The organism is Pirellulales bacterium, from assembly GCA_035533075.1.
GTDB lineage: Bacteria > Planctomycetota > Planctomycetia > Pirellulales > JAICIG01 > DASSFG01.
In genome coordinates this window covers 19,292-44,935 of the sequence record DATLUO010000021.1, presented here as the reverse complement: position 1 = coordinate 44,935, position 25,644 = coordinate 19,292, and the positions used below count along the sequence as shown (strand labels likewise).

32 protein-coding genes and 1 tRNA gene are annotated in these 25,644 nt (G+C 62.1%); 13 read left to right on the top strand and 20 right to left on the bottom strand.

What is annotated here, in order from left to right; translation table 11 throughout:
* The first annotated feature begins 195 nt into the window (after window positions 1–195).
* The 3 genes from VNH11_02135 to VNH11_02125 all read left to right on the top strand — a co-directional run bounded on the left by VNH11_02135 (window position 196) and on the right by VNH11_02125 (window position 2,163).
* A complete protein-coding gene (locus VNH11_02135; protein ID HVA45160.1) occupies window positions 196–948 on the top strand; it encodes a GYF domain-containing protein in 753 nt (250 codons plus the stop codon).
* Between the two features lie 111 nt (window positions 949–1,059).
* A complete protein-coding gene (locus VNH11_02130) occupies window positions 1,060–1,548 on the top strand; it encodes a hypothetical protein (GenBank protein HVA45159.1) in 489 nt (162 codons plus the stop codon).
* A 54-nt stretch (window positions 1,549–1,602) separates the two neighbouring features.
* Window positions 1,603–2,163 (top strand): hypothetical protein, encoded by a 561-nt coding sequence (locus VNH11_02125; protein HVA45158.1) that lies wholly within the window; start codon window positions 1,603–1,605, stop codon window positions 2,161–2,163.
* Here the strand turns inward: VNH11_02125 and VNH11_02120 are convergent.
* Entirely contained in the window at window positions 2,160–2,372 is a 213-nt protein-coding gene (locus tag VNH11_02120) for a hypothetical protein (protein ID HVA45157.1), read from the bottom strand. The two genes, VNH11_02125 and VNH11_02120, sit on opposite strands and share 4 nt — an antisense overlap.
* A gap of 34 nt (window positions 2,373–2,406) precedes the next feature.
* Here VNH11_02120 and VNH11_02115 point away from each other — a divergent pair, with 34 nt between their 5' ends.
* Window positions 2,407–2,595 carry a hypothetical protein gene (locus VNH11_02115; protein ID HVA45156.1) on the top strand — a complete coding sequence of 63 codons (189 nt, stop codon included), beginning with the start codon at window positions 2,407–2,409 and terminating at the stop codon, window positions 2,593–2,595.
* Between the two features lie 19 nt (window positions 2,596–2,614).
* Here VNH11_02115 and VNH11_02110 read toward each other — a convergent pair whose 3' ends face one another.
* Window positions 2,615–3,412, bottom strand: coding sequence for a hypothetical protein (locus tag VNH11_02110; protein HVA45155.1), 798 nt, complete (start codon window positions 3,410–3,412; stop codon window positions 2,615–2,617).
* 173 nt (window positions 3,413–3,585) lie between these two features.
* Here VNH11_02110 and VNH11_02105 point away from each other — a divergent pair, with 173 nt between their 5' ends.
* Entirely contained in the window at window positions 3,586–3,810 is a 225-nt protein-coding gene (locus tag VNH11_02105) for a hypothetical protein (protein ID HVA45154.1), read from the top strand.
* 47 nt (window positions 3,811–3,857) lie between these two features.
* Here VNH11_02105 and VNH11_02100 read toward each other — a convergent pair whose 3' ends face one another.
* The 3 genes from VNH11_02100 to VNH11_02090 form a co-directional block, all read right to left on the bottom strand.
* Window positions 3,858–4,016, bottom strand: coding sequence for a hypothetical protein (locus VNH11_02100; protein HVA45153.1), 159 nt, complete (start codon window positions 4,014–4,016; stop codon window positions 3,858–3,860).
* A 10-nt stretch (window positions 4,017–4,026) separates the two neighbouring features.
* Window positions 4,027–4,230 carry a hypothetical protein gene (locus tag VNH11_02095; GenBank protein ID HVA45152.1) on the bottom strand — a complete coding sequence of 68 codons (204 nt, stop codon included), beginning with the start codon at window positions 4,228–4,230 and terminating at the stop codon, window positions 4,027–4,029.
* Window positions 4,231–4,552: 322 nt separating this feature from the next.
* The gene (locus tag VNH11_02090; protein ID HVA45151.1) at window positions 4,553–5,233 is read right to left on the bottom strand and encodes a metallophosphoesterase family protein; all 681 of its coding nucleotides are present in this window, start codon (window positions 5,231–5,233) and stop codon (window positions 4,553–4,555) included.
* A gap of 575 nt (window positions 5,234–5,808) precedes the next feature.
* Between VNH11_02090 and VNH11_02085 the strand changes: the two genes are divergently transcribed.
* Window positions 5,809–6,516 (top strand): hypothetical protein, encoded by a 708-nt coding sequence (locus VNH11_02085; GenBank protein HVA45150.1) that lies wholly within the window; start codon window positions 5,809–5,811, stop codon window positions 6,514–6,516.
* 8 nt (window positions 6,517–6,524) lie between these two features.
* Window positions 6,525–7,430 (top strand): hypothetical protein, encoded by a 906-nt coding sequence (locus VNH11_02080; GenBank protein HVA45149.1) that lies wholly within the window; start codon window positions 6,525–6,527, stop codon window positions 7,428–7,430.
* A 141-nt stretch (window positions 7,431–7,571) separates the two neighbouring features.
* Here VNH11_02080 and VNH11_02075 read toward each other — a convergent pair whose 3' ends face one another.
* Together VNH11_02075 and VNH11_02070 are read right to left on the bottom strand one after the other, a co-directional pair.
* Window positions 7,572–7,985 carry a (deoxy)nucleoside triphosphate pyrophosphohydrolase gene (locus VNH11_02075; GenBank protein HVA45148.1) on the bottom strand — a complete coding sequence of 138 codons (414 nt, stop codon included), beginning with the start codon at window positions 7,983–7,985 and terminating at the stop codon, window positions 7,572–7,574.
* A gap of 47 nt (window positions 7,986–8,032) precedes the next feature.
* Entirely contained in the window at window positions 8,033–8,854 is an 822-nt protein-coding gene (locus VNH11_02070; protein HVA45147.1) for an enoyl-ACP reductase, read from the bottom strand.
* Between the two features lie 299 nt (window positions 8,855–9,153).
* Between VNH11_02070 and VNH11_02065 the strand changes: the two genes are divergently transcribed.
* Both VNH11_02065 and VNH11_02060 read left to right on the top strand, forming a co-directional pair.
* Window positions 9,154–11,106, top strand: a complete 1,953-nt coding sequence (locus VNH11_02065) for a sigma-54-dependent Fis family transcriptional regulator (protein HVA45146.1) — start codon at window positions 9,154–9,156, stop codon at window positions 11,104–11,106.
* A 75-nt stretch (window positions 11,107–11,181) separates the two neighbouring features.
* Window positions 11,182–11,991: a DUF4058 family protein gene (locus VNH11_02060; GenBank protein ID HVA45145.1), complete on the top strand. Its 810-nt coding sequence runs from the start codon at window positions 11,182–11,184 to the stop codon at window positions 11,989–11,991.
* Window positions 11,992–11,995: 4 nt separating this feature from the next.
* Here the strand turns inward: VNH11_02060 and VNH11_02055 are convergent, their stop codons facing one another.
* The 3 genes from VNH11_02055 to VNH11_02045 form a co-directional block, all read right to left on the bottom strand.
* On the bottom strand, window positions 11,996–12,409 hold the full coding sequence (locus VNH11_02055) for a hypothetical protein (protein HVA45144.1): 414 nt from the start codon (window positions 12,407–12,409) through the stop codon (window positions 11,996–11,998).
* Between the two features lie 59 nt (window positions 12,410–12,468).
* Entirely contained in the window at window positions 12,469–13,503 is a 1,035-nt protein-coding gene (locus VNH11_02050; protein ID HVA45143.1) for an aliphatic amidase, read from the bottom strand.
* A 272-nt stretch (window positions 13,504–13,775) separates the two neighbouring features.
* Window positions 13,776–13,849: transfer RNA gene (locus tag VNH11_02045), tRNA-Arg, on the bottom strand.
* Window positions 13,850–14,041: 192 nt separating this feature from the next.
* Between VNH11_02045 and aroE the strand changes: the two genes are divergently transcribed.
* A complete protein-coding gene (gene aroE, locus VNH11_02040; protein ID HVA45142.1) occupies window positions 14,042–14,896 on the top strand; it encodes a shikimate dehydrogenase in 855 nt (284 codons plus the stop codon).
* 112 nt (window positions 14,897–15,008) lie between these two features.
* Here aroE and VNH11_02035 read toward each other — a convergent pair whose 3' ends face one another.
* Window positions 15,009–15,728 carry a protein-L-isoaspartate(D-aspartate) O-methyltransferase gene (locus VNH11_02035; GenBank protein HVA45141.1) on the bottom strand — a complete coding sequence of 240 codons (720 nt, stop codon included), beginning with the start codon at window positions 15,726–15,728 and terminating at the stop codon, window positions 15,009–15,011.
* A 156-nt stretch (window positions 15,729–15,884) separates the two neighbouring features.
* Here VNH11_02035 and VNH11_02030 point away from each other — a divergent pair, with 156 nt between their 5' ends.
* The gene (locus VNH11_02030) at window positions 15,885–16,538 is read left to right on the top strand and encodes a BON domain-containing protein (GenBank protein HVA45140.1); all 654 of its coding nucleotides are present in this window, start codon (window positions 15,885–15,887) and stop codon (window positions 16,536–16,538) included.
* Window positions 16,539–16,577: 39 nt separating this feature from the next.
* On the opposite strand, the gene VNH11_02025 is transcribed toward VNH11_02030, so the two are convergent.
* From VNH11_02025 to VNH11_02010, 4 genes are all read right to left on the bottom strand, one after another.
* A complete protein-coding gene (locus VNH11_02025) occupies window positions 16,578–16,946 on the bottom strand; it encodes a universal stress protein (protein ID HVA45139.1) in 369 nt (122 codons plus the stop codon).
* A gap of 72 nt (window positions 16,947–17,018) precedes the next feature.
* Window positions 17,019–17,345, bottom strand: a complete 327-nt coding sequence (locus tag VNH11_02020; protein ID HVA45138.1) for a hypothetical protein — start codon at window positions 17,343–17,345, stop codon at window positions 17,019–17,021.
* A 79-nt stretch (window positions 17,346–17,424) separates the two neighbouring features.
* Window positions 17,425–17,946 carry a hypothetical protein gene (locus tag VNH11_02015; GenBank protein ID HVA45137.1) on the bottom strand — a complete coding sequence of 174 codons (522 nt, stop codon included), beginning with the start codon at window positions 17,944–17,946 and terminating at the stop codon, window positions 17,425–17,427.
* 32 nt (window positions 17,947–17,978) lie between these two features.
* Entirely contained in the window at window positions 17,979–18,191 is a 213-nt protein-coding gene (locus VNH11_02010) for a hypothetical protein (GenBank protein ID HVA45136.1), read from the bottom strand.
* Between the two features lie 493 nt (window positions 18,192–18,684).
* Between VNH11_02010 and VNH11_02005 the strand changes: the two genes are divergently transcribed.
* Together VNH11_02005 and VNH11_02000 are read left to right on the top strand one after the other, a co-directional pair.
* Window positions 18,685–20,649, top strand: a complete 1,965-nt coding sequence (locus VNH11_02005) for a hypothetical protein (GenBank protein ID HVA45135.1) — start codon at window positions 18,685–18,687, stop codon at window positions 20,647–20,649.
* Window positions 20,650–20,662: 13 nt separating this feature from the next.
* Window positions 20,663–22,330 carry a PEP/pyruvate-binding domain-containing protein gene (locus VNH11_02000; GenBank protein ID HVA45134.1) on the top strand — a complete coding sequence of 556 codons (1,668 nt, stop codon included), beginning with the start codon at window positions 20,663–20,665 and terminating at the stop codon, window positions 22,328–22,330.
* Here VNH11_02000 and VNH11_01995 read toward each other — a convergent pair.
* The 5 genes from VNH11_01995 to VNH11_01975 form a co-directional block, all read right to left on the bottom strand.
* On the bottom strand, window positions 22,267–22,689 hold the full coding sequence (locus VNH11_01995) for a DUF2267 domain-containing protein (GenBank protein HVA45133.1): 423 nt from the start codon (window positions 22,687–22,689) through the stop codon (window positions 22,267–22,269). The genes VNH11_02000 and VNH11_01995 overlap by 64 nt on opposite strands.
* A gap of 69 nt (window positions 22,690–22,758) precedes the next feature.
* Window positions 22,759–23,196 carry a CBS domain-containing protein gene (locus VNH11_01990; protein ID HVA45132.1) on the bottom strand — a complete coding sequence of 146 codons (438 nt, stop codon included), beginning with the start codon at window positions 23,194–23,196 and terminating at the stop codon, window positions 22,759–22,761.
* A gap of 740 nt (window positions 23,197–23,936) precedes the next feature.
* On the bottom strand, window positions 23,937–24,290 hold the full coding sequence (locus tag VNH11_01985; protein HVA45131.1) for an Hsp20/alpha crystallin family protein: 354 nt from the start codon (window positions 24,288–24,290) through the stop codon (window positions 23,937–23,939).
* 257 nt (window positions 24,291–24,547) lie between these two features.
* Window positions 24,548–24,760, bottom strand: a complete 213-nt coding sequence (locus tag VNH11_01980; GenBank protein ID HVA45130.1) for a hypothetical protein — start codon at window positions 24,758–24,760, stop codon at window positions 24,548–24,550.
* Between the two features lie 36 nt (window positions 24,761–24,796).
* Window positions 24,797–25,369 (bottom strand): universal stress protein, encoded by a 573-nt coding sequence (locus tag VNH11_01975; protein ID HVA45129.1) that lies wholly within the window; start codon window positions 25,367–25,369, stop codon window positions 24,797–24,799.
* Window positions 25,370–25,644 lie beyond the last annotated feature (275 nt).

The following is a 25,644-nucleotide window of genomic DNA, read 5'->3' as shown; positions in this document are numbered from 1 at the left end:
GGCGACCTACGAGGAGACCTGCCGGTCGTTGCGGATTCCCTAAAATCACCCCAGCCACTGGTTTTCACGGATGAAACACGGATAACGTAAATCCGTGTTTCATCCGTGTTTCATCCGTGGCCACTGACCCACGGCTGTCCCTCGCGAGGCGTATTGTTGGCAGAAACGCATCACTGCCACGGAGTTTGCGCCATTATGCCGGCCGGTTCGCCTCTTTCACCTGAGAGGTTTGTCCGCCGTGGCCGCGAAGTTCGCGGACCATTCACGACCGACCAGCTTCGCGAATTGGCCCGGCACCGCAAGATCAGGCCGGACGACCGCGTGCGCCAGGGACGCGACGGGGCCTGGTGCGATGCCGCGAGCGTTCCCGGCTTATTTGCGGCACCCAATGCCCTACCGCCCGGGCCCGCCGCCCTGACCGAGCCCGCCGTTCGCACCCCGCCGGCCGCGGCGGCGGCACCTCGGCACGCCTCCGCGCCGGCCGCGGCGCAAGGTGCGCCGTCGGCTCCGTGCCCGAACTGCGGCAACCAGGTGCAGGTGCCCGCGGCGTTCTTGGGACGCACGATCTGCCCGTTCTGCGGCAGCCAATGGGGCGGGTCGCCGCACGGCGCAACGGCACCGACCGCCGCCGTTGCCGCTTCGCCCGTTCCCACTGCGTACGCCTTGCATCCCGTCGCGCAGGAAGTGCCGCGGGTGGTTTTCGTCCAATCGCCGCCGGCGCCGCCGCAACTGCCTTACGTTCCGAACGAGAAATCGTCGGGCATCGCGGTTTTGCTGGCCTTCTTTTATCCCGGCCTGGGTCAAATCTACAACGGACCGTTGATCGCGTTTGTGTTGCTGTTCGTCGGCGGCACGCTGGCCTTGTGGGTCTGGGGCATGGTCGACGCTTACTCGACCGCCGAGGAGATCAATCGCCGCAATCGTCGCCGGTACGGGCACCGCTCGTGACGCAAGCGGCCGATTAGAAAGCTGCGTGGACGGGGCACTTGCGTCATGGGCGGCGTGGGACTAAAATCCCCCCAATTGGTCGAGACGTATCGGTTTTGTGCGCGGAAATCCATGGAACAGGCCACCGAAATCGCCGCTCCATCGAAGCAGAATACAATGCCTTTCGGTGTCATCGCGGCCCTCGTTATCGTGCTTCTTCTTGCGACGCTGCCGTTCGTCATTATTGGCATAGGGCTTTTCGTGCCCGGTGTTGACACGATCAAGATGATGGGGGCGGGAACGCTTCTCTTTGCCTTCCTTCTTGTGCTCGTTGGGCTTTACTGTGTGGTGATTGGTTTCATGGCACTGCACGTCAAAGCGACGGGTAGAACGACCGTGAGCCTCTGGACAATCTTTGGGCCGGCTAGCGTCATCACGAGCCAAATGGCTACCATGTTTGTTCTCGCGGGAGTCTCGGCACTGGGGATTGCCGGCTATGTTATGACGCATTCGCACGTCAAGGAAGTTGCTCCTGTCGAGAAGCAGCCGCCGCATGGTCTTCAGGGTCCGCCGCCTATTCCCCCGTGGCCCAAAGACAGCGAACAAAGTCCATTGAAATAGTCCGCCATTGGTTTGAGCCTCTGTCGCATCGTTATTTAATAGGAGATACAACTGATGATTGAACAACGCCTGATCGTACGTGCTTATGTATCAGCCCCCGCAGCGCTGCTGCTGGTCATTGCCGCGCCGCAGCTCGCATATTCGGCGCCACCACGTCAGTTCTATTCAAACGGGCAGTTTACCAACGAGGATCCAACCCCAACGAAAGTTTGGGACTACGTTGCTAACAGTGGCAATCCGACCCCGCCTCCCACGGGCGTGAATAGCCGCTTCAACTTCACGGGACCCTTTTATCAAACGTGGCACTTTTATCGCAAGGGGACCGACGTTACAGTTTTCGAGCGACAGTATTTGAGGAAGTATCGAGACGACCCTGACCAGAACGTTTACTACTTCAACGTCGAAGTAGGTGAATGGACTGGCTTTTGGGATCCAAAGAGTGATTTGTACAGTAGACTGCCAAAACATGCGAGGCGCCGCGATCTGCGTCAGATCAATTTCAGCCTCGCCGAGCCTCCCGGAGAGATGACAAAGCTATCAGATCTTGGCAAGCAATCATGCTGCCGCAAAAAAAGTCCACCGGACGATGGCAATCGAGTCGCCGAACCGCCCTAAATTGAGTTCGAAAAGTAGTGCGGCATTCGCAGCGGTTCGCCCATAAGCGCATTGTTTCGATCATCGTCACGCAAAACTCCCTTTCCAAGACCGTGCCGAAAAAGACCGTCGCCGCCATTCCCAAAAAGCTGTTCAATAACTGAGGCTTCCTCGCCATGTTCTTCGCCTCCTCCTCGAACCAGGAAAAGGGACCAGGAAATAATCGCCATTATTGTCACGCTTGCGTCGGGTATCGTGATTGGCATGCTCAGAGTTGCTAGTATCGCCTCTGGCGGCAAGGTGTTTCACGTCCTCGACCGTGGCGACGACCGCCAAAAATCCTTTAATGATCGCGGTAACTCGACCCCAAAGCTGTGGTCGGTCTGGGGTCGTGAATCAGGCATTGAAGATGCCGAGCGGCTCGAACTTCTTGCACAGCACGGCATTGTCTGAGACGCGCCGAGGATGAAGGCTACCTGTCACCGTCTGCAGGGCGCGGTTTGCGGAGAGGTTTGCGCCGACGAGTCGTTGACTGCTTCGGCGGGGGCGGTGGCTCCTCACCCGGTAACGCTAGATTGCCGGTCTCGACGAGTCGCTTTATTTCCTGGATGTCTTCTGAAACAGCCAGCACCAAGACCTGACTCGGACCTGTCGGCAGATTCAATCGCGTCACGAGCGCAATCTTTTGTTTGATGATTTCAAGTTCGCCGCGCTCGCGCTCCTGGCGGTTGCGGTAGCAAAGGTCTTTGATGAGCTCGCGGAGTTCGTGGATCGGCTCGCCGATGCCGCGAAGACTGAATCCGCCGGGCGACGCCATCTCGATCCTGTCAATCATTAACTCATGCGAGGGCGGAACGTATTGCTCCGGATTGGACAAATAATAATCGAGATCAAAGCTGATGGCCCGCTCGGCCTCAACTGCTTGCGTCGCTCCAGCTTGGTAGCCGAAGGGAAGCATAAACTGCAGAGCGTCAGGACCCAAATGGCGCCAAATCCGTCGCCATTCGTGCAGGAGCATCTCGATGTGTGGACCATCCACATCGAGTCGGCGCCAGTATTGGTCAAGCTGCTCGGCGACCTTCTCGTATTGTTCACTCGCAGTGACCGCGAGGTGCCGCGCGAGCAAAAACGAAGCGTAGACGCCGTCCATCGCACGCATTGCAGTCGCAAGATCATAGGCTGACCAAGAGCCGCCAGTGTGAAAGTCAATGACATCCGTTTCGGTAGAAAACGGCGTGACTCGTTGTGGAAGATCAAATTGCCTGGTCATTTGAGGGATCGTTGACGAAGACGAGCACTGGAACTGTCGGCCGGCGTCCAACGGAGCCTAATAACCGAAGTCTGTCCATTCATCACTACGGAACGACGGCGCCGATTTTAGCAGACGGCAACCCTGGCTGCCTAGGTTCCTACCTCCGGTAGCACCCAATACCAGCCGCCGGTTTGCGGCGCGCCGCCAGCGGCGTCGAGCGTCAATTAGCGCAGTCGCTGCCGCTCGGCCTCGCGCTGGGCGCGCGAGGCGACGGCGGTGAAGAGTTGGTTGATATCAAGGTCAGCGGGATTGAATGCCATGAAGGAGATCCGGATTCTCGATTTTCCATTTTGGACTGCATTCGCCAAGCCGAAGCGGCGAATCGTCTAGCCGCCTTTGGACTTCCTGAACCCTGAACCCCCCTGAACCCTCTACTGAACGGCCTGGGAACGCCATCCTCCCATTACGGCCAACTCTTGTCAGCGATGAGAACGACGACGTCTCGCGCGTCGCCGGCCAGCGGACGCACCAAGGGGCGATCGGGTTCGCGCACGCGCAGCAGGGACGCCGGCCGGCTGGCGATTTTCGGTTGCACAACGTCGCCGCGGTTAAAGGGCATCATAGACATCCATTTACGGACGGTCCCAATCCTCAGCAAAAGGAGCCAGTCTGCGCCGGAGATCGGCGGCCTGGTCCTCATTGATTCCCCGCTGGCGAAGATCCACACCGGTCGGCGACAGGAGAGCGACGATCACGCGGCCGCCGGCGTTCGGGGGCACTGGTTCGAGCAATTCGACACTTCCGTCGCGAAAAACACCTTCAATCGAGTTCAGCATGTCGAATCCCCTGTCGTGTCGTGCAGCGGAGTCTCCTCCGCCAATCGCTGCCGATGCGTCAATCTCAGCACATTTTACCATGCCACGAGTGCCGGCGACATGGCCGGCGTTTTCCGGAAAGACGCCCGCCTCTTCCGGCGGAATCTGGCGCGTGAGAACGGAGCATCGCGTCCAAACCTCCGCCGCCGCTCCGCGGCTTTCGGGCATAGGTCCCGTCTTTCCGTGGGTTGGCACCCACGGCTAAACTCCGTTGCCGCTCCGCGGCAGCAATAGCGCAACATCAATACTTGCGATTCAGGTTCGTGTCGTTTTGTTGCGAGTTCTAAAGCACTGCTGAATTTCCATTGTGCGAGCAGCGCAGGCGCCCGGCTTCGTCGGCCTGCCATGTTTGGCCGCTGCCCACATCGAGCGCGGTGAGCCAGCCGCCGTGAGAGCAATCGGTGTCCAGGCAGATCAGGTGGCCGAGGTTCAAGACCTCTTTTTGCGGCGTGTGGCCGACGATGGCCGTCTTGCCGGAGAGGTGCGGGCCGGGCACGTGGTCACGCAACGAAAGCCAGCGGAGGATCTCGTCGTCTTGCCGATCGAGCGGGAGGTCGGAGCGGTAGTTGGCGTGAACGAAGAAGTGAATGTCGCTCTCGAAGAACGGCAGACAGGATTGGAGAAAGCGAAAGTGTTCACGCGGCACAGCGTTCAATCCGGCGCCTTCGCCGTGGGAATCGAGGGCCGTTTGGCCGCCGCATTCGAGCCAGAACCGCAGGTCGCCCTTGCCGTCACGCGCGTGCAACATCATCTCGTCGTGGTTGCCGAGAATCGGCACCAGCCGGCAGCGGTCGGCCAAGGCAATCAGCTCGTCGAGCACGCCCTGGGAATCGAGGCCGCGATCGACGTAATCGCCCAGGGTGACAATCGTGTCGTCCGAGCGTGGGTCGATCGCATCGAGCAAGGCGCGCAAGGCGGCGCTGCAACCGTGGATGTCGCCGATGGCGATCAGACGTGATGGCATGGTGAGGGATGAACCCCCATTTAAGGTTATCGCCTGCCGCAGATGCTCGACCACCAGTTCGCGCAGCTCGTTGGGGCGCACGACCTTGGCGCGGCCCGACCCAGCCAAGCACCCGATGCACGATCTCGTCCAGCCCGTCCACGCGGAACGCGAACGTCAAGCTACACTTTGAGACGGTGACCTTCGTTTAGTTCCACAAAGGCTTACACAGAAAGCACTTGTGCAACTTCTATTCGAGACGATTGTCTCGCTAAGACCTGTTGCTGCTACCGCCCAATCGGTGCCAAAGTCGAGTTCGAATCCACGCCCCCCCGGAATCCCGTCGCCGTTCGCTTTTTCGAGGCATGACGCACGGTCGCGCCGCAACTCGTCCGCCGGGCAGGATTTGCGCCAGCGGCCGGGCGGCGGCCTTTCGATCGCTGTCGCGTGCGTTTCCGCAACCCTTTTAGTGACATGCACTTGCAGTGTTCACTTGTTTTCCAGGTTCGCGGCTTTCTAGGATGGAACGGTCGGAGTTCTCCGGCAAAGCCGAACGTCGGCGGAGTCACCGTCGATGGTCTTTTCGAGGAGTTCCCATGAGTCGCAAGCGGTTGCTGAATGCAGGTGGACGTATCTCGCGCATCACCAAGCCGGTGCGTTGCACTCGGTCGGTGACCTGGGCGGCGCCGTTGAGCAATCGCGCGCGCGGTGGTCAGGCCAACGAACGTCTGCCGTTCGTGCCGCCGGAAGACTGGCACGAACCTCGCGAAGACGGCAGATCCTATCGCATTGTGGTGCAGTCGCCCGGCGCGGGCTACCGCCACGTCGTCACGCCCGACGAGATCCGCGCGCGCTTCGCGGCGTTGCCGCGCACGTTCACGCGCACGCTGGAGGTGGTGCAGTTCAGCCGCATGACGCGCAAGAAGCAGGGGTTTCCTTGTTACGGCATGCAGTGGGGCGCGGCCATTTATTTGTATCCCATCGAGACCGATCTTGTGGAGCGGTACCATCAACCGCCCAAACCGAACCAGGCCAATGAGGCACGGATGTACGGCGGCCGTTGGGTGCAAGAAGGCCCCGATGCCTGGAACCTGATCTGGGACGAGCAGAGCATCAAGGACTTCTACCTCAACAACATTTTGATTCACGAGTTGGGGCACTTGCTCGACAATCGCAACTCGCGGCAGATCGACCGCGAGCGGTTTGCCGAGTGGTTCGCGGTTCGCTACGGCTATCAGCCCACGCGCCAGGCCGGCCGCGGACCGCGCAGTGTGCAGCGGCGGCACCACAGCAGAAACCGATGAGGCCGTGCGTGGTCTGGCAAGCTTTCGTTCGCTCTTGGCTTCAACAGCAGGTCCGCCAGGCCGCCTCGCAGGCCGTCCACGCCGTGCAAGAGGGGCAGAGCGGGCCGGCGGTCGGTCGAACCAGTCCACCCTGCGACGTCGGTTTCGTATTTGCCTTGGGCATCGAGTCCGGCGGGCTGGAAGACATGCTGGAAGGCGTCGTCACCACGCGGGCCGCGGGTCTGACGCTGCGTGAAGGCCGGCTCCGCAACCGCTCGGTGGTGATCGTCGAGGCGGGCGTAGGCCAGTCCGCGGCGGCGCGAGGCACGCAGGCCTTGATCGCCGGGCACCGTCCCGCATGGGTCGTCTCGGCCGGGTTTGCCGGTGCCCTCGATCGCCGCGTCGAGCGGGGAGACATTCTGCTGGCTGACGCCGTGATCGGCACCGACGGCCGCCGTTTGGCGATCGACTTGAAGGTCTCGCCTGAAACGATCGCCGGCAGCAAGGGCCTGCACGTTGGGGCGTGCGTGGCCAGCGATACGATCGTGGGCCGGCCCGCCGACAAGGAGTCGCTGGGCCGCAAACACGCTGCGTTGGCCGTCGATATGGAGTCGTGGGCGGTGGCGGAGGTTTGCCGGCAGGCGAAGACCCGTTTTCTTTGCATCCGGGTAATCAGCGACGCCATCGACGACGAGCTTCCCGCCGACGTGGAGACTCTGGCGCGGCAGACGTCGACGGCTTCTCGCCTGGGGGCCGTTGCGGCGGCGCTGGTCCGCCGCCCATCGAGCGTCAAAGACATGCTCAAGCTCAAGGGTGACGCACTCGTTGCCTCTGACCGCCTGGCCCGTTTCCTGGCCGGCATCGTCGAACAGCTCGTGCCGGCACGGGAAGGCGTCGAAGCCGGCGGGAAAGTACTCCCTACACGCGCGGTCTAATCGTAAAGCTTCGCCTAACCCGGTACGCAGGTGCCGTACACCAACCCGAAGCGCCAGCGAGGAACGTGAAAAAGACGACAAAACCTCGCTTGCACTTCGGGTTAGTGTGAAAATGGGAACGGGTTCGGCGAAGCTTTACGTCTAGCCGGTGGCGTCTCTCATCTCTGCCCCTTTCCCCGCCAGCCGCTCGATCAGCGTGGCATTGGCCGGGGGAAATTGCAAAGCGGCCAGCTTCGCAGCAGGCACCCACTCAAAAGGCGGCCGCGGTGCCGAACACGGCTCCAGCGGCGTGCAGGCAAAAAAGTGCAGCAACACGCGATCGTGCGAATAGTCGTAGTTCACCAGCGGATATTCCGGCCCGACTTCGACCGCCATACCCGTCTCTTCCAACGCCTCGCGTGCGGCAGCCTGGCGGGCGGTCTCGTTTGGCTCGACTTTGCCGCCGGGAAACTCCCATAACCCCGCCAACGGCACGCCGTCGGGTCGCCGGCCGACCAGAAACGAGCCGTGCCGCTCGATCACCGCCACGGCTATGTGCGTTCGTTCCAGCGACATGCGACGTTGAGTACGTGAAGCGGCGGTCCGCTTGCGGAGCAAGCGGGCTACGGTTTCTTGAAGCGATCGAGCAACCGTCCGGGCGACCCCATGATGTTATAGCCGGCATCGACGTGCAGGATTTCGCCCGTGATGCCGTCGGACATGGGCGACAACAAGAAGGCGGCCGTGCGGCCGACCTCCTCGTGCGTGATGTTGCGGCCCAATGGCGCCATGCCTTCATAGAGAACGAGCATATCGTCGACGCCCGCCGCGCGCCCGGCCAAGGTCCGCACCGGCCCCGCGCTGACCGCGTTCACCCGCACGCCGCTGGGCCCCAGATCGTAAGCGAGATACTTGACCGTGCAATCGAGGGCCGACTTGCAGATGCCCATGACGTTGTAGCCCGGCACCGCCTTTTCGCCGCCGAAGTACGTCATCGTGACAATGCTCGCCTGCGGCGCCAGCAGCGGCCGGGCGGCATTCGTCACGGCAATCAAGCTGTAGACGCTGATCTCCATCGCGGTCTTGAAGCCCTCGCGGCTGGTCTGCACCGTATCAACCTTGAGGTCTTCCAAGGGGGCGTAGGCGACCGAATGCACCAAAAAGTCGAGCTTGCCGAATGTCTCGGCCGACTGGCGCATCACGGCTTGAATGTCGTCATCCTTGTTTACGTCCATCGGCAGCAGAAACTTCGCCCGCGGATATTTGTCGGTGAGCTGGGCCACGCGACGCCGGTTGCGCTGCCGTTCGTCGTCCGCCCGGTCGGGCAAATGCGTAAAGCCGCACTCCGCCCCTTCGGCCATCACGAACTGGGCGATGGCCCAGGCAATCGAGTTGTCGTTCGCCACCCCGATGATCAATCCCTTTTTGCCGTCGAACAGTGCCATCGTCGTCTCCTTGCCGGGCAGGTGTCAGGTTACAGGTTACAGGTTACAGGGAACAGGTTACCGAAGCGGACGCCAGGATGGTAGGTGCGGAAAGGGTTCAGGGTTCAGGGTTCAGGGCCTTGGATTTTGGGTCTTGGGTCTTGGGTCTTGGGCAGGCGGCATCCCTCATCCCTCATCTGAACCCTGAACCCTGAACCCTGAACCCCCCGTTGTCATCTTGATCTCCGCAGATTATGCTTGAATCAAATCCGCGACTTTCTATGCGTGCATGACGTCAATTTGGCGTGGCGGAGCATCCGATGCGCAACATACCGACGGTCGATAACCTCTCTTGGTTGCAAAACCAGCTTGCTGAACGTCCCGAATTCGCATCAACCGCGGCGAAACTGTTGGCGCTGGGAGCATCGCACCACTCGGCGGCCGCGTTTCTTTCTGACGCTCTGCCGCTTCTGACCGAGGCATTCCAGGCCGAATATGCGGCGGTCGCGAGATCGGTGGCCGGCCAATGGACCACAATCGCAGCGGTCGGAGCGAAACAGCAGTTGCCGCTGGCCCTGTTGGCCGATGTGCTCGACGACGAAAGTCCACGTGTCGATGGTCATTGGTGCGCGGCCCTGTTGGAGGCGAAGTCGTCTTCGGGCGAACTGCTGGTGATGACGGTGCCCGGCAATGCGGCGCACAAGCCGGTGCCTGACGCCGTTGATTTGCTGGCGAAAGTTTGCGGGGTGGCCCTGAAGTCGGTCCGCGATCGGCACGATCGACAATGGCGCATCGCGCGGCTGGAGGCGGTTCTCGATGTGGCGGGACGTTGGAACCAGCATCATCACGTCGAGGCCCTGCTGACCGACATGGCCGAAGCCGCCACGCGGCTGATGAACGCCGATCGGGCCAGCATTTTTCTGTGGGACCGCGCCAGCCATCAGCTTGTGGCCCGGCCCGCTTTGGGCGTCAAAAAAGAGGACCTGCGGATCGAGGACGATGCCGGCATCGTCGGCCAGGTGGTCCAGAGCGGCGAGCCGCGGCGCGTCGACGCGGCCAGCGGACAGGAGCAGATCAATCGACAGGTCGACGCGCGGCTGAACTATCGCACGCGGACGCTGCTCTGCGTGCCGTTGCGCAGCCGCCGCGGGGAGATTCTGGGGGCGTTCGAGGCCATCAACAAGAAGGCCGGCGATTTTACGGAAGACGATCAAGGCACATTGACGGAGCTGGCCGAGCAGGCGGCCATCGCCTTGGAGAACGTGCAAGAGCGGCAGGCCCTGTTGCAATCGCGGCGGCTGATGACCGACCAGGCCGCCAGCGCGGTGCAGTTGATCGGCGAGTCCCCCGCCATCGAAGCCCTGCGATCGACCATTTGCCGCGTGGCGGCCACCGATCTGGCCGTGTTGATCCTGGGCGAGAACGGCACCGGAAAAGAGGTGGTCAGTCAACTGATTCACTATCTCAGCCATCGCCGCGACCAGCCGTTCATCGCCGTGAACTGCGCGGCGATCAGCGAGACCTTGTTGGAAAGCGAGCTGTTCGGCCACGAACGAGGCGCCTTCACCGACGCCCACGAGTCGCACGCCGGCAAGTTCGAGCTGGCTTCGGGCGGCACGCTGTTTCTCGACGAAATCGGCGATCTTAGTCCCGGCGGCCAATCGAAGCTGTTGCGCGTGGTGGAGGAGAAGCTGGTGGTGCGGGTGGGCGGGTCGAAGCCGATTCACACCGACGCCCGCGTGATTGCGGCCACCAACCAGGACCTGGCGACGATGGTGGCCGAAAAGAAGTTCCGGCAAGACCTTTACTTCCGGCTGAACGTGGTGACGCTGCAGATTCCGCCGTTGCGCGAGCGGCCCGACGACATCGTGTTGCTGGCCGAGCATTTTCTGGAAGACTTTTGCAAGAAGGCGCGGCGGCCGATGCTGCGGTTGACCGCCGACGCCCGTCGCCGCTTGCGGGCGCACCGTTGGCCGGGCAACGTCCGCGAACTGCGGAACCTGATGGAGCGTCTGGCGTACTTGTCGTCGAGCGACGTCATCCAGGCCGACGATCCGGCCTTGGTGATCTTGCCGTCGGCCGTGCAGTCCGTAACGGCCGCGCAGGCGGGCCTGCTCGCCGAGGCCACAGACCAGTTTCAGGCGCAGTTCATCGAGCAGGCCATCGCGCGGGCCCGCGGCAACATGCAGGACGCGGCCAAGCAGCTCGGCCTGCACCGCTCGAATCTGTATCGCAAGATGCGGCAGTTGGGCATGACGACCGGCCACGAATGAAAATGTCGACCGCGTTCCCGTGCGTGCAACGTCGGTATAGAATACTGCAAAGCTTGACCTTTGCGAGGATCGAAGATGCCTAGCCCGTTTCCCGGCATGGACCCCTACCTGGAAAACTCCGGCGCGTGGGGTGATTTTCACTTGGAGTTCATAAGCTGTCTGCGAAAGGCCCTCAGCGAGCGACTTCCCGACCACTACGACGCCCGGATTCAAGAGCGCGTGACCGTCATCGAGTCCTTCGACATCCCGCCGCAGTCGTTCGTCCCGGACGCGATCGTCGGCCGCGAAGCGGCGCATGCCACCGCAGTGCCGCGGGACTACGCGGGGCCGGCCCTTCTCGAACCGGTGACGGTGCCCTTGATTATTCCGGAAAAGGAGCGCCAAAGCTCGATCGAGATTTACGACTACCCGGATCAGACTTTGGTGGCCGTGTTGGAGGTGCTGTCGCCGACAAATAAACTTTCGCACGGGCGTGAGGAGTATTTAATCAAGAGAGACGCGGTCCTTAGCCAGGACGTGCATTTGATCGAGCTCGATCTTTTGGTCGGCGGACAGCGGCTGCCGACCGCCGAACCGATTCCTCCTGACGATTATTACGCCTTCGTGGCCCACCGCGACCGCCGGCCGTTTTGCGACGTCTATCATTGGAGCGTGCGGCAACCGTTGCCTCCCATTCCAATACCGCTCAATCCGCCCGATCGAGACGTCGTCGTCGAGCTGCAGCGGGTTTTCGCCGAAACGTACGCGCGCGGGCGTTATGAGCGGCGGCTCCGCTACGGCGCGCCGCCTCGCGCGCGGCTTTCGCGGGCCGATCGTGAGTGGGCAACGCAGCTCACGGCGGCGGCGCATGGAAAAGGCACGACGCCGGTCAGCGGGCCGGAGTAGGCCCTTACAGCTCGAACCACGGATCGTCCCGGATGGCCTGCATGCACTCGTCCACCGAAAGATCATCGAAAACGCCAACCCATTCGTTGCCCGTGTGACGCATGGCATAGAGGGCGAACGTGTCGTCGCGCAGAGGTTCCATCCGAGCAAACCTCGACTCGAACGTGGGCGAGAAGGCGTCCGGGCTTGGGCAGGCATAGGTCGCGATGAAGTAGAAATAATTCCTGTACCACTTCGCCCCGATGTCGATGATGTAATTGAACTGCTCGCCTTTTTTCGGCGGCCGAACGTGTTTCGGCTTCAACACCTTCTCGATCAAATTCCCGGCTTTCGTTTCCACCTCGGCCTTCATCGAGGCCGACACGGCGGCCCGTTTCTTGGCCGGCCGGATATTCCACGGTTCTCTTGGTCTTGCCACCGCTATCGCTCCTTACCATTGCCCCACGCGCCGACGTTTAGATCTCAATGCCTCTTGGTTTACACCAGCGCCCGCTCCACCGGCAAGCCGGGAATCGGGCACTGCGGCGTGCCGACGGTCGCGCGGGTGATCTGCTCGACCGCGGCGCGGGTCCGCTCCGCGTTGAGCACCCAGTTGCGATAAAAGTCGTAGGGACATTCGGCCAGGCCCTGGTCGCCTTGCCCGGAGTTGATCAGGCCCGTGTAGCCGCGGTGCAGCAGCTTGAACAGGTGGTTCTGCGATTGGGCGTTGGCCCGGAAGTCGCGAATCAGCGATTTCGATAGCGCGGCGTACTGCACGCCGTTCTCCTCCTCGCCGCACTCGCCGAGCGTGCGGCCGTCGAAGCCGATCAGGGCGGAATGCCCGAAGTAGGAGTAGACGCCGTCGAAGCCGGCCGCGTTGGCCACCGCCACGTAGCAGTTGTTCATCCAGGCCATCGTCTTGGAGACCATGATCTGCTGCTCCTTGGCCGGATACATGTATCCCTGGCAGCGGACGATCAGCTCCGCGCCCTTCATCGCGCAGTCGCGCCAGATTTCCGGATAGTTGCCGTCGTCGCAGATGATCAGGCTCACCTTCAGGCCCTTCGGTCCCTCGGAGACGTAGGTGCAGTTGCCGGGATACCAACCCTCGATCGGGCACCACGGCATGATCTTGCGATATTTCTGCACCAGCCGCCCTTGGTCGTCGAGCAGGATCAGCGTGTTGTAGGGCACGACGCACGGGTGCTCTTCGTGCCGCTCGCCGGTGAGCGAGAAAACGCCCCAGGCGCGGTTGCGGCGGCAGGCCTCGGCGAAGATCTCGGTCTCTTCACCGGGAATGGAGACGGCCGTGTCGAGCATCTCCTGGCGGTCGTACATGATGCCGTGCGTGCTGTATTCGGGGAATACGACCAGGTCCATGCCCGGCAGGCCCAGCTTGAAACCGTCGATCATTTTGGCGATCTGCCGGGCGTTGGCCAGCACTTCCCGCCGCGAGTGCAGGCGAGGCATTTTGTAATTGACGACGGCGACGCCGATCGTGTCGGCGCTGCTGGAAATGTCTCCGTGATACATGGCCGGCTCTGTGGGACGAAAGCGAATAGGGTCACGAACGCTATTGGACGCAGGCCGGGCGGCAATTGCAAGCAGCAACATTGTTCGCGGGCCTGTGTCAGCCATCGCCACGATCGGCGTCTTCGGCGCCGTCTACGTGTGGACCCACGAGGGATGTGCCGAAAACGTCACCTGCTTCTGGTTTCGGTGAACCGGCTGCGGAATAGCGGTGTCGCCTGCAAAACCGCTATTGGGCCAGCGAGCAAAGAGGCAGCCCTCAGTTCGTGAATAGCTACACCCGACAGGGCTCGAACCTGTAACCTTCGGTTCCGTAGACCGATGCTCTATCCAATTGAGCTACGGGTGCAAGTCAATCGCGGCAAACGACATTTCAACCACTTGGCCGTTCGCCACGAAGGCATCCTATCGTAGTGCTGACAGCAGGGTTTGACAACCCGTTTCGTGCCGCCGCCGCCGCGGGTCGGGTGCTTGCAGCACGGCGGCCGCTCGATCAAGATGAACGACGATCGAAGGCCCTTCTCCTGGCTCGTTCCGTGCTATGACGCCGCCCGCCACCCTGCTTCAGGAAATCTGCACGCTTTTCGGACAGCCCGTCGCCGGAAACCCCACACAGTACATGATCGAGAAGGCGTTCGCGCACCACGGCCTGGAATGGCGGTATCTGACGCTGGAAGTGGCGCCGGCAGGCCTGGGCGACGCGGTCCGCGGCATGCGAGCGATGGGCTTTCGCGGCGGCAACATCACCCGGCCGCACAAGGTGGCGGTGGTGGAGTTTCTCGACCGGCTCAGCGATGCCGCGGCCCTGATGGGGGCCGTCAATTGCATCGTGCGCGAAGACCACAAGCTGGTGGGCGAGAACACCGACGGCAAAGGCTTCATGCGGTCGCTCTCCGCCGTGGCCGACCCGGCAGGCAAACGAATCGTGCTGTTCGGCGCCGGCGGAGCGGCGCGGGCCATTGGAATCGAACTGGCATTGGCGGGCGCGGCCGGGATCACCGTCGTCAACCGCACGGAAGAACGAGGCCGGCAACTCGTCGATCTGTTGAACTCGAAAACGCAGACCGCCGCCGCGCTCGTCGTTTGGACGGGTGACTATGCCCTACCGGGCGACGCGGAGATCGCCATCAACGCCACGAGCATCGGCATGAACGACCCCGACGCCCGGTTGCCCGTCGATTTCAGCGGAGCGGTGAAAAACATGGTGGTGGCCGACGTGGTAGCCAACCCGCCCGACACGCGCTTTCTCGAAGAAGCCCGGCAGCACGGCGCCACCGCGCTCGACGGGTTGGGGATGATCGTCAACCAGGCCGCCGTCGCCTTCCAGCTCTGGACCGGCATCGAGCCCGACATCGCGGTCATGCGGGAAGCGGTGGAAGAGTTTTTGGGGGTGTGAGACGCCTTAATGTGCTGCGAGGCGGTGCCGTGGCGTTGTCACGACCGGCTCATCGCGGATGCGCTTATCGTGCGGGGCTGGGAAGTACATGACATCCTCGGCGCTGGCCCGGTCAAGCCACACGCCCTGACGGCCTTTGTGCATGTCGACAACGGTCGACTGTCGTACCCGCTTGCTCGAGTTGGCCGATCGACTCGTCGGCCACGAGTGGCACGAAGGCGCAGCCGCAGAGCTCGCGTCTCACGGGGGCGCCGTTAACTTTGCGAATTTGAACCAGGGTCTGGCCCCAGACGTCGCCCAGCGGCGCCACCAGGAAGCCGCCTTCGGCAAGCTGCGCGAACAGCGCCGGCGGAAGGTCGTCGGCCGCGGCCGTCACGATGATGCGGTCGAAAGGGGCGTGCTCCGGGCAGCCGAGCGTGCCATCGCCGTGCAACACCAGTACGTTCGAGTACCCCATCTCTTTCAGTCGGCTTGCTGCCTGCCGCGCCAGCTCGCCGTGCCGCTCGATGGTCACGACGAAGCGGCATAGCTCGGCCAGAATAGCCGCCTGGTAGCCGCTGCCCGTGCCGATTTCCAGCACTCGCTCGTTGCCCGACAGAGATAACGCGTCGGTCATCATTGCCACGATCGTTGGCTGGCTGATCGTCTGACCGCACTCAATCGGCAAAGCCGAATCAACGTAGGCCATGCTCCTAAGACGCCGAGGTACGAACTTTTCGCGAGACACCCGTGCCATGGCCGAAAGCACCGCTGAACTGATGCCCTCGGCGGCCAGGCGGTCGATCAGAATCTGCCGCTCGTCGACATTGTCTTCATTGACGATTGCATTCATGACTTTTACCGGCATAGGGGTGGCGTCGGTGGTTCTCCACCTCACGCGTGTGGCAACCGGCGTACCAAGCCGGGCGGTATGGAAATCTGGTGGCGCCGGCACGGAAGCTGCTTCAAGGGAAACGCCCTTCAACCCCGATCGCACATGGAGAACCGTATGAAGACCGATACTCAATTGCGTCACGATGTGTTGGACGAGCTGCAATTTGATCCAAGCGTCGATGCCAATCAGATTGGCGTCATGGCGAAAGAGGGCGTGATCACGCTCACCGGCGTGGTGGACACCTTTGGCGAAAAGGTGGCGGCCGAGCGCGTCGCCAAACGTGTTTATGGCGTGCGAGCAGTCGCCAACGACATCCATGTCCATGTTCCTGGCGAGCTTGAGCGGACTGACCAGGAAATTGCCGAAGCCGCCCTGCACGTGCTGAAGTGGGACGCTTTCGTTCCCCAAGACCGCCTGACTGTCACGGTGCGAGACGGGCGGATCGTGTTGGAAGGAACCGTCGACTCGCAATACGACAAAGAAGCGGCCGGCTGTGCCGTCCGCAATCTGGTGGGTGTGAAGGAAGTTATCAATTCGATCGTAGTCAAGACCGAGGCAAGTCCGTCGGAGATCAAAGCGCTGATCGAGTCGGCATTTCGGCGCAGCGCCGAGCTCGATGCCCGGCGCATCACCGTGGAAGTGCATGGCGGCAAGGTCGTCTTGCACGGCAATGTCAACTCCTGGGCCGAAGAGGAGAAAGCGGCCCAAGCCGCCTGGGCGGCGCCCGGCGTCAGCGACGTCGATAATCAGATTACCGTTACCCCGTGATTTATATGGCGCAAGCTCGCTCTTTGGTCGGCGCTCAAATCAAGGGTATCGGCGGAACGTGGTGATACGATTCCAAAGGCACCGGGCACACGAAGTCGGCGAGCCCTGCCCATCGACGAACTTGCTCGTCGCTCGCACGCCGCGCTCGGCCGTTCGCTGCACCAGCTTTCTTAAGGCTTCGCGCGCGGAGGTCTCGACCTCACTCACCACCCGCTCGCTATCGATCGCCGGTGGATGGATCTCCCCTTCTTTCGGCAACTCGACCGCCGCGAGGAACAGCACTTGGCTCGACAGACGTTCGGCCAGCCAAATCGCCTGTTTGACCGCCTGTTCGACGGGCGGCGACAGGTTGCCTTGCCGCGATTCAAGCAGGTCGACTCCGACGAGGATTCTTCTGAGGTCAGACATGGGGGCTCTCTGGGCGTGCGACATTACGCTCGACGCGACTTTCTCTCGATTACTCATGGTGCTCAGTTCCTTTCAGGCCGCCTGCTCTGCCGGCTGGCCGCAGAGTTTGAGAAACATCTGAAAAATTGCGCCGGCCAAGGCCGAGGCTTCCTCTTCGCTCATGGCGTCGATCTTCTTCGCCGCCCGCTCGCCGTAGCCGTAGGGCATTTCCGCGTCGCTGATGGCATTGCGCATCTCGTAAAAGCCTTTGGCCAGATCCGGCGGCAAGTCCTGCTTGACGTGTACGCCGCTCAACTGGCTGGCATACGCCATCAGCAGCCGCTCCTTGATTCTTCCTTTTTCGTCGGCCAGTATTCCGACCGCGCGCGTGAACCGCTCTTGTACGTCGTTCGACACCACCGTCGTCTCTCCCTTTTTGCTAGAACCTAACGAATTGATAAGAGGCTTCTCCGTTCCGGCCCCGTCCCATGGACGGCCGCTACCGTGCCAGCACTTCGGGCGACTCCGAGGAGGTCCGCGCATAGAGCCGCACTTCAACGGCATTGGTTTCCTTGAGCATCCGATTGGCGCCGTCCAGCTCGGCAGGAGTGCCGTTGGCGATGACCAACACCTTGCCGTTCTTGACGCACTGTTCATAGTGCTCGATGTGCTGGCGGTGGACCCCCCAGCCGATCAAACCGCCAAGGTAGGCGCCCACCGTCGCGCCGGTCAGCCCGACGGCGAACGGACCGAGCGCGAACACGACCCCGACCCCGGCAACCGCGGTCGCCGCGATGCCGGCGACGACGCCCAGAAGACCTCCCAGGCCGGCGCCGATGGCCGCGTCGCGAAGCGAATCGTCGGCGATCGGCAGGTTATGGACCAATTCGGGCCTGTCCAGCGGGCCGGAGGCGACCACCGACACCTGCCGCACCGGAACACCGCCCCGCCGCAGAATATGGACCGCTTGGCCGGCTCCGTCGAGCGAGTCGTACACGCCCACAACGCATTCTTCGTTCATCGTTGGCCGCTCCTTGCCCGTGGCTGCTTGGGTTACTCTGTTTCAACGTGCATCGCCGACTGGGTCACGACCATCAACGACCAGGCATCGTCGCCACACCGCCAACCTTCACGGTTGTCGTGGAACTGGGCGAGAACGTAGTCGGAACCGTTTTTGACGTGGACCTCGTTGCCGACAATCCTGACCGCTTCGAACGGCCCGTAGCTGTCGGAACGACGCGCGTCGTGGTGGAATTCTGCAAGCATATCTGCAACATGGTCGATAACTCCGGGCGTGGAACAAGGCGGACCTCAGTAACTCGGACCGGCTTTTTAGCATTCCCTGTGCCGGCTTGCCGGGCCGATTGAAATGAAGGCTCCGAACGGCTTTGCAGCCCGTTTTTTACGCTTCGCACGCGACTCTTCGCACATCGGACCGTGGCGAGGGATCGCAAGTCATGACGAGCCAGTGTCGCTTTTTGTCACACAGTGCGCGCCTTGCCGCACAGCGCGAGGAGTCAGCGGGCCGCCAGGCGGCGGTTGAGAATCGCACTAAGGCACGTGACACCTCGCGGCACACAAGCTGCAAGCGCGTTCAACACGGAGACCGGCGGCAGCGGACCGACCGGCACCGGTGGAAGCGAGGCGGCCGACCATGCTCCGTCGTCGCGATGACGTCGTCGCTCCGCAAGATCGAGCATGACGGGTAGTCAGCCCCCACGCCGACGGTTTTTTGGTAGAATCGGAACAAGGTAACATCATGACCGGCAAATCTCAGATTGTGTCGGAACTGGGCGAGAGATCGCTGATCTTGCCCAACGTCGTCAACGCGGCGTTGGCAGCCAACGACCGCGCCAAGTATCTGGTCGCACTGCTGCAAGCCGCAAAAGCCCATGCCGATCGTCCGGACGCAGGCACCGTGGATCTGAAAACGGAGAGGCTCGCGTGCGGCGTGACCGATGTCGAATTTGACTCGGTGGTCGAGCAAAGCCACAAGGAGGCCGACCACCGGTACGCTATTCCGGGGGCGCGGCAAATCTATGAATTGCTGGTCGACCAAATACGGCAAATGCTCGTGCCGATCGAAGTCGACGCGACGACTGCCTCGACGGACGACGGTCGTCCGGGCGCCGACTATCAGCACCGTCTCGGCGCATGCCTGGCTTCCTTGTGTCCGCCGGACGACGACTCGATCGACGGTGACACAATTGATCGCGTCGCGCTGGCACCGACCGGACAAGAAGACAGTCTGCACACCCTCATTATGGATTTGCACAAGGAGATCAACCGGCGGCAACGGCAAATCTCCACGGAATCGGTCGCGGGGGCGGCGGTTTACGGGCTGACGGACGACGATCGTGGACTTGTGGCGGCCTTCATGGCGGGCGTCCACCAAACCGAGAAACTGAAGTTCGACCACCCAGGCCTCGGTACGACGGCCACTCACGACCGTGGCGCGCTGGTGCTGCAAAACGACATCGGTTTGACGGAGGCGCACGTGCTGGTGGTCCGCATCGAGCCGCCGAAAGTGACGGTGACCTACAGCGACATCCACATTCAACGGCTGGCCTCTTTCCAGGCCCTGCTGCGACCGCTCGCCGTGGCATGGAACGATACCGTGTCGAAACGATCGGCTGGCTTACGGGATCTGTACCACCTGAGCGTCGGCACCTTCGTCGCGGGCGGCCACGATGCGCTTGCCGGCGATCTCACGTTGCTTGGGTCGCGGCTCGTCTTCCTGATCGACTGGAACCGGGCCCGCAAACGGCTGCGAAAGCTGGCCCCCAAAGAGGTTTGCCTCGATGTCCTGGATTGGGCCGCTGCCAACAGCTTCGGACACAGGGCGTTTTTGAAGCTGGGCGGCGAGCAACTTGTATTCGACGCGCTGCGGCTTATCGCTCAGGGGCCGCTACAGTGGGGCGGCCAACTCGCGGATATGCTGGGCGAGTCTCGCACCGCGGAATTCCTCAAGTTCATGCTGCGGACCACGGCCGAGGGCTTGCTGGCCGGCCGCTCCGACGCACTCATCCGCGATGAAATCCGCGCCGAGCTGCGGCGCAATCTCGACACCATCCAAGAGGGACTTCTGACGGTGGCCGGCGAGCATGCCACCTTGATCGTCGAACTGGCTACGGCGTCACGCGATTGCCTGTTGTTGGGCATCGAGGCGGGTGACCGAGACTACTTGGACCGCACCGCCCGGAGGGCGAAGCTTTGGGAACACCGCGCCGACGAATTGCTCAATCGCTGCCGGGCGGCTCGCGGCTGGCGGAGCGAATCGTCGCAGCCGCTGATCGATCTGGTGCGGACGGCCGACGACGCGGCCGACAAGCTCGAGGAAGCCGTCTTTCTGATCAACTTGTTGCCGAGCGACGGCGCGACCAACGGTTCGTTGGCAGCACTCGAGGAGTTGTCGTGGCTGCTCGTGCAGGGGGCGCAAGAGTATCTGAAGGCTCTGGAGAACGCCCGCTATGTGCATCGCGGCAGCGCGCGCGAACGAATTGAAGATTTTCTACAAGCGGTAGATCGGACGCAGCTTGCCGAGCACCAGGCCGACGACGCCCATCGTCGGGCCAAGTCCGGCATCCTTATGTTTTCAGGTGATTTCAAACAACTCCACCTTTTTACGGAAATTGCCGACAATCTCGAGGCGGCCGCCGACGTACTGATGCGCTCCGCGCTCAACTTGCGCGACTATGTGTTCGGCGATGCGATAACCAGGTGATTGCCGGAGACCCATGAACGCCGGCGATTCGACCAAGCAGATTGTCTTCTTCGGTTGCCCTGGCGTCGACCGGACCGCGGTCACGGCCGAGAGTGTCGGAAGCAAAGCGGCAAATTTGATCCGCCTGGCCGAAGAGGGTGTTCGCGTGCCGCCCGGCTTTGTGCTGCCCGTCTCCTTCTGCCGCGATTACTTCGATTGCGGTCGTCGATTGGTTGAGAACTTTGCCGAGCTGCTGACGGAACAGGTGGAACGGTTGGGCAAGGCAACCGGCTTGGTCTACGGCGGCGAGCGACGGCCATTGCTCTTGTCGGTCCGCTCGGGGGCGGCCGTCTCGATGCCCGGCATGCTCGATACCGTACTGGATGTCGGACTGACCGACCGCACCGTATCGGCCCTGGTGTGTCTCACCGGCAACCCACGTCATGCGTGGGACAGCTACCGACGCCTGGTGCAAAGTTACGGCGAGGCAGTCCACGGGCTGGCTGCGGAGCCGTTTGAACGGCGGGTCGATGCCCGGCTGGCGAGCGATCGCGTTGCGTCGCCGGCGGAGCTCGATGCCGCGGCCCTGCGAGAAATCGCTGAAGAATCGCTGGCATGGTTTTCGTCGCAAGTCGGCCACGCTTTTCCGCAGAATCCGCGCGAGCAATTGGTCGCGGCGGTCGAAGCCGTGTTCCGGTCTTGGCAAAGCGCCCGCGCCGTTGAGTTCCGCCGTCTGCGAAGGCTGGAGCACCTGCCAGGGACTGCCGTCACAATCCAAACCATGGTTTACGGCAACCTGGGTGGAAACTCCGGGTCGGGCGTGGCCTTCACGCGCGACCCGGCCACCGGCGAAACCGGTCTCTACTTCGATTTTCTGCCGGGCTCACAAGGCGAGGATATCGTCGGCGGGCGACGTGGCACACGGGGCAGCGCGGCCCTGGAGCGGATTCTGCCCGAGGTCTATCGCGAACTCGTTCGAACCGCGGGACGACTGGAGCACCTTTTCGGCGACGTGCAAGATTTCGAATTCACCATCCAAGAGGGGCGGTTGTACGTGCTTCAAACGCGCACCGCCAAAAGAACTCCGCTGGCCGCCCTGCGTATCGCCTGCAACCTCGTCGCTGAAGGACGGATCGACGAAACGACCGCGCTCGACAGATTGAGCGGGTACGACCTCGACGAGCTGAAGTCGGTTCGTTTGGCGCCCCCTGACGGGTTAAGGCCGCTGTGTCGCGGGACGCCGGCTGGATCAGGAGTGGCCATTGGCCCCATCGCGCTGACGCCCGAGGCAGCAGCCACCTTCGCCGCCAAGGGCCAGGCGCCCGTCCTGGTGCGCGGCGATATCACGACGGCCGACATCGCCGGACTGGCATCCTCCGCCGGCATTGTTACCGCTCGGGGAGGACGCACGTCGCACGCCGCCGTCGTCGCTCGGCAACTCAACAAGGCCTGCGTGGTCGGATGCCGCGAGCTGATCGTGCCGGACGGCTTGCAGCATTGCGAAATCGGTGATCGGTCGTTCGCCGAAGGAGATTGGATCTCAGCCGACGGCCAATCGGGCGAGGTTTATGCGGGCCGACTTGACGTTCGCGTCGAACAGCCGACCGCATATTTGGAACAGGTCAAACGCTGGAAAGCTCACTTCCAGAGCAGCTTAAGCTCGTGCGGCAGCGTCGCCCTCAGCGATTCGATTTCACCGTGACTGACGTGCTGCCTAAGAAGCGCGAACACGGCGCGGGTGACTTGGCGCGGGTCGGCGTCCGGGGCGCCTCGCAGGTTGTCGGCGACATGTTCGAGGAAGTCATCCTCTTTGCGATCTTTGAGCGGTTTGCCGGCCGGATGCCAGCCTTCGTAATAGAACCCTCGCACGAGCATCGGCAACTGGGCCGACAGGTCGGCCACGTGCTCGACGCTCAACCGGTCGCGCAAGGCGTGCAAGACCGCCCGCAGGGCCATGTAAGCATGGTGGTGATCGCTCCAACCAAGGCGGGCCGCCAGGTCGGCAACCCAGGCATTGGTCGCCTGCACCGTCGCATCAAACGCGGCATTCGTGTGGCTCATGGCCTGTTCCCTCGTTGTAGGTGAAATGGCTATCAAGAATGGTCTGCGAATCACGGCCCTCGTGTGGGGCTATCGGTCGCGGCGTGCGGCGGCGATTTGATGGTCGAGCAAACGGCCGATGCGGCTGAGCTCTTCGCCGAGCAGCGACAAAATGTCGTCGAGGCTGATGATGCCGACCAATCGATGCTCCTTGTCGACCACGATCATGCGGCGCAGGCCGAGTCCGCACATCTGGACTAAGGCATCTTCGATAGGCGCGTCGTCGCGCACCGATTTGGGCGAGCGGGTCATTATATCGCCAACCGTACACCCGTGAGGATCTTTGCCCGCGGCCATGACCCTCGCCACCAGGTCGCGATCGGTGACGATCCCGATTGGTTTCTTGTGATCATCAAGCACGACAAGTGTGCCGACGTTAGAGTCTCGCATTCGCTTCGCGGCAACGGCGGCCGAGTCTTTGGTTTCGGCAAGCTGGACTTCACGGCTGCAAATTCGACCGACGGACATTGGTTCGTTCCCTTCTTTCTTCTTTTGGATTCAGCGTGGCTCGGGCCACCGCGGGTTTCCGCCGCGGTGGCCCGTGGCCGAGCGGCTCCGTTTCATCAGCCGCGCGTCGCCGAGCGGCGCGGCGAAGCATTGTTCTTGCTCGCCGCCTTGTTCGCCTTGGGAGCACTGGTACTTGTATCCGGCGCCGGTGCCGGAGGCGCTGCCGGCTGGGCCTGACCGCCATTCATGCCGCTGCACCCTTGGCAGCCGTAGCACCCATTGCCCCCTTGACATCCATTGCAGCCGTAGCAGCCGTGCCGCCGACGCCCGTGGCAGCCGTAACAGCCGCCGTAACAACCCGAACAACCTCCATCGCAGCCGTAGCAACCCGAGCCGTAGCAGCCGCGATGGCCGGCCTGCGCCACATTCCCGCCGGACATCAAGGACATCCCCACAACTGCCAAAAACAAAGCCGCCGCAACCAGAAACGAACGATTCATCACAACACCTTCTCCATGCTGAAAGCACCGCCTCCGCCACCGTGGCAGAAAGACATTGCCCACGGTGAAGCAATGCTCATGCCGCCCGGAAATCTCCGCACAATCCGCAGATTCGCTGGGCGCAAAGAATGGTAAATGAGCGATCGGGCGCGCGGTGTGTCCCTCTGAGCACAGCTCGCAGCTTGGGTCGAAAAAGAAAAAGCCGGCTCGCGTGAGCGCATTGTGAGTTTTAGATAAGCTCGCGCGCCAAAGCTTGACATCTCAGTTGGCCGGCAGCGGAATCGTGCGGCAGAACGAGCCGTAGCTGCGTTCGACGCGGTGATACGTCTTCCCCTTTTCTTCCTTCTCCTCTTTCCGCTCGCCCGAGACCACCAGGTTGCCGTTTCGCATTTCGACCTTGATCTCTTCGGGCTTCATGCCGGGCAGATCGACGCTGAGCTCGAAGTTGCCGTCGGTCTCGGCCAGATTCGCCTTGGGATAGTAGGTTTCCAGCCTCGACGGGCCGCCGTCGCCTCCTTCCCAAAATCGTTCGATCAGGTCTTCCATTTCATCGACGATTCGCTCAAACGGTCGGGCGAGCCGCCTTTCGCGCACTGGTACCAGCGATCGCAACATAAATCACCTCATCCTTCACTAGGTTCACGACGAAGCCCCGGTTGAAAACGCTCCAACCGGCGGAAATCCTCGTCCGTGCTTCGACCTCCCGGCCAAATCGGCCAAGCAAACGTTCTTGGCCTGCCGGTGCAAGATGCGTTCCGCCGCGAAACGCTGCCGCAAATGCCGACAAACCGGCAGTCCAGGTCCGTCGAGCTGCGCTCATTCGCACGCTTGACGGGCCAAGTGAGCACAACTTTCATCATTGGCTATTAGCGCTAGCGACGAATGGTTTCGACGCGGAACGCCGCCATCTCTTCGTCGGCGGCATCGGTAATCGCGTGTCTGAAGTGGTGGAAAATCGCGGCCAGTACCGGCACCACGCGCGCAGCAAGAGACGCGGTGAAGGCCGTCCCGCTCGGATCGCTCACAAACGCGGCTACATCGCCTGCCATGTCCAATATCAGTCCAAATGTGGCAATTCTTTGCATCGCTGTTTACCTCCAGAATAGAAAAACGTCAGTGGGTTAGGACCTGGGCAGTCGTACCGTCAACACCGGACAGGGACTCGCGCGGACCACACGTTCCGCCACGCTGCCGATCAAAAAATGATTGATCCCCCTGTGGCCGTGCGTTCCGAGCACAAGCAAGTCGATGGCATTTTGCCGGACGTAGTCGCAGATTTCGTCGACCGGACTGCCGTAGCGGATGGCCGTCACGATCTTCAGGTTTGCCAGCAACGCTGACGATGTCAACGTCTGCAAACGTTCGTTGGTTCCTCTCTCGACACGCTCGAGAAAGTTCCGCACCGAGTCTTGGAGGCTACGCTCTGCCTGAGGGCCGTTTTCTTCCGGCTGGTTGAAATAGCCGCGGGCCGACTCGAAGCAGGCAGCGTCGTCGGGGTGGAGCGCGCTGAGACCCGCCTCGTGCAACACGTGCAAAACGTGCAGCGACCCGCCAAATTGCCCGACAACTGCCGCACCGTAGCTCAAGGCCAACCCGGCGGTTTCGCTGAAATCGGTGGCCACGCCAATCGTCTGCAATGGAATATCGGCAGGATTGCGTAAACGGGCTTCCGGAACCGTTTCTGCCTGGCTCATTCGTAGTCCCCTTCTCTCAGGTTCGATGGCCGTAACGACCAATAGGATATGGCCCTGCACCTCGTTCATGCACTCGGATACAGTAGCGCGCCATTTCTCAGTGGCTCGGCATCGTAGCAAGCCGTGTACCGTCTACGCGCGCGTGTCTCGGCGGCATGATACGCCACTGCAAACGAGGAATGCAGCCTGCCCCGGCGTCGATGCTCGCGAGAACGTGCGAGCTCGCACGCGATGTGTGCTCTCTGGAACAGTTGGTTGGATCGGCGCCCCGTGAG

Bases quoted from the DNA above. Each gene is read 5' to 3' on its own strand.
- VNH11_02135 (HVA45160.1), top strand. From the start codon at position 196: ATGCCGGCCGGTTCGCCTCTTTCACCTGAGAGGTTTGTCCGCCGTGGC.
- VNH11_02130 (HVA45159.1), top strand. From the start codon at position 1,060: ATGGAACAGGCCACCGAAATCGCCGCTCCATCGAAGCAGAATACAATG.
- VNH11_02125 (HVA45158.1), top strand. From the start codon at position 1,603: ATGATTGAACAACGCCTGATCGTACGTGCTTATGTATCAGCCCCCGCA.
- VNH11_02120 (HVA45157.1), bottom strand. From the start codon at position 2,372: ATGGCGATTATTTCCTGGTCCCTTTTCCTGGTTCGAGGAGGAGGCGAA.
- VNH11_02115 (HVA45156.1), top strand. From the start codon at position 2,407: ATGCTCAGAGTTGCTAGTATCGCCTCTGGCGGCAAGGTGTTTCACGTC.
- VNH11_02110 (HVA45155.1), bottom strand. From the start codon at position 3,412: ATGACCAGGCAATTTGATCTTCCACAACGAGTCACGCCGTTTTCTACC.
- VNH11_02100 (HVA45153.1), bottom strand. From the start codon at position 4,016: ATGATGCCCTTTAACCGCGGCGACGTTGTGCAACCGAAAATCGCCAGC.
- VNH11_02095 (HVA45152.1), bottom strand. From the start codon at position 4,230: ATGCTGAACTCGATTGAAGGTGTTTTTCGCGACGGAAGTGTCGAATTG.
- VNH11_02090 (HVA45151.1), bottom strand. From the start codon at position 5,233: ATGCCATCACGTCTGATCGCCATCGGCGACATCCACGGTTGCAGCGCC.
- VNH11_02085 (HVA45150.1), top strand. From the start codon at position 5,809: ATGAGTCGCAAGCGGTTGCTGAATGCAGGTGGACGTATCTCGCGCATC.
- VNH11_02075 (HVA45148.1), bottom strand. From the start codon at position 7,985: ATGTCGCTGGAACGAACGCACATAGCCGTGGCGGTGATCGAGCGGCAC.
- VNH11_02070 (HVA45147.1), bottom strand. From the start codon at position 8,854: ATGGCACTGTTCGACGGCAAAAAGGGATTGATCATCGGGGTGGCGAAC.
- VNH11_02065 (HVA45146.1), top strand. From the start codon at position 9,154: ATGCGCAACATACCGACGGTCGATAACCTCTCTTGGTTGCAAAACCAG.
- VNH11_02060 (HVA45145.1), top strand. From the start codon at position 11,182: ATGCCTAGCCCGTTTCCCGGCATGGACCCCTACCTGGAAAACTCCGGC.
- VNH11_02050 (HVA45143.1), bottom strand. From the start codon at position 13,503: ATGTATCACGGAGACATTTCCAGCAGCGCCGACACGATCGGCGTCGCC.
- aroE (HVA45142.1), top strand. From the start codon at position 14,042: ATGACGCCGCCCGCCACCCTGCTTCAGGAAATCTGCACGCTTTTCGGA.
- VNH11_02035 (HVA45141.1), bottom strand. From the start codon at position 15,728: ATGAATGCAATCGTCAATGAAGACAATGTCGACGAGCGGCAGATTCTG.
- VNH11_02030 (HVA45140.1), top strand. From the start codon at position 15,885: ATGAAGACCGATACTCAATTGCGTCACGATGTGTTGGACGAGCTGCAA.
- VNH11_02025 (HVA45139.1), bottom strand. From the start codon at position 16,946: ATGTCTGACCTCAGAAGAATCCTCGTCGGAGTCGACCTGCTTGAATCG.
- VNH11_02015 (HVA45137.1), bottom strand. From the start codon at position 17,946: ATGAACGAAGAATGCGTTGTGGGCGTGTACGACTCGCTCGACGGAGCC.
- VNH11_02010 (HVA45136.1), bottom strand. From the start codon at position 18,191: ATGCTTGCAGAATTCCACCACGACGCGCGTCGTTCCGACAGCTACGGG.
- VNH11_02005 (HVA45135.1), top strand. From the start codon at position 18,685: ATGACCGGCAAATCTCAGATTGTGTCGGAACTGGGCGAGAGATCGCTG.
- VNH11_02000 (HVA45134.1), top strand. From the start codon at position 20,663: ATGAACGCCGGCGATTCGACCAAGCAGATTGTCTTCTTCGGTTGCCCT.
- VNH11_01995 (HVA45133.1), bottom strand. From the start codon at position 22,689: ATGAGCCACACGAATGCCGCGTTTGATGCGACGGTGCAGGCGACCAAT.
- VNH11_01990 (HVA45132.1), bottom strand. From the start codon at position 23,196: ATGTCCGTCGGTCGAATTTGCAGCCGTGAAGTCCAGCTTGCCGAAACC.
- VNH11_01985 (HVA45131.1), bottom strand. From the start codon at position 24,290: ATGTTGCGATCGCTGGTACCAGTGCGCGAAAGGCGGCTCGCCCGACCG.
- VNH11_01980 (HVA45130.1), bottom strand. From the start codon at position 24,760: ATGCAAAGAATTGCCACATTTGGACTGATATTGGACATGGCAGGCGAT.
- VNH11_01975 (HVA45129.1), bottom strand. From the start codon at position 25,369: ATGAGCCAGGCAGAAACGGTTCCGGAAGCCCGTTTACGCAATCCTGCC.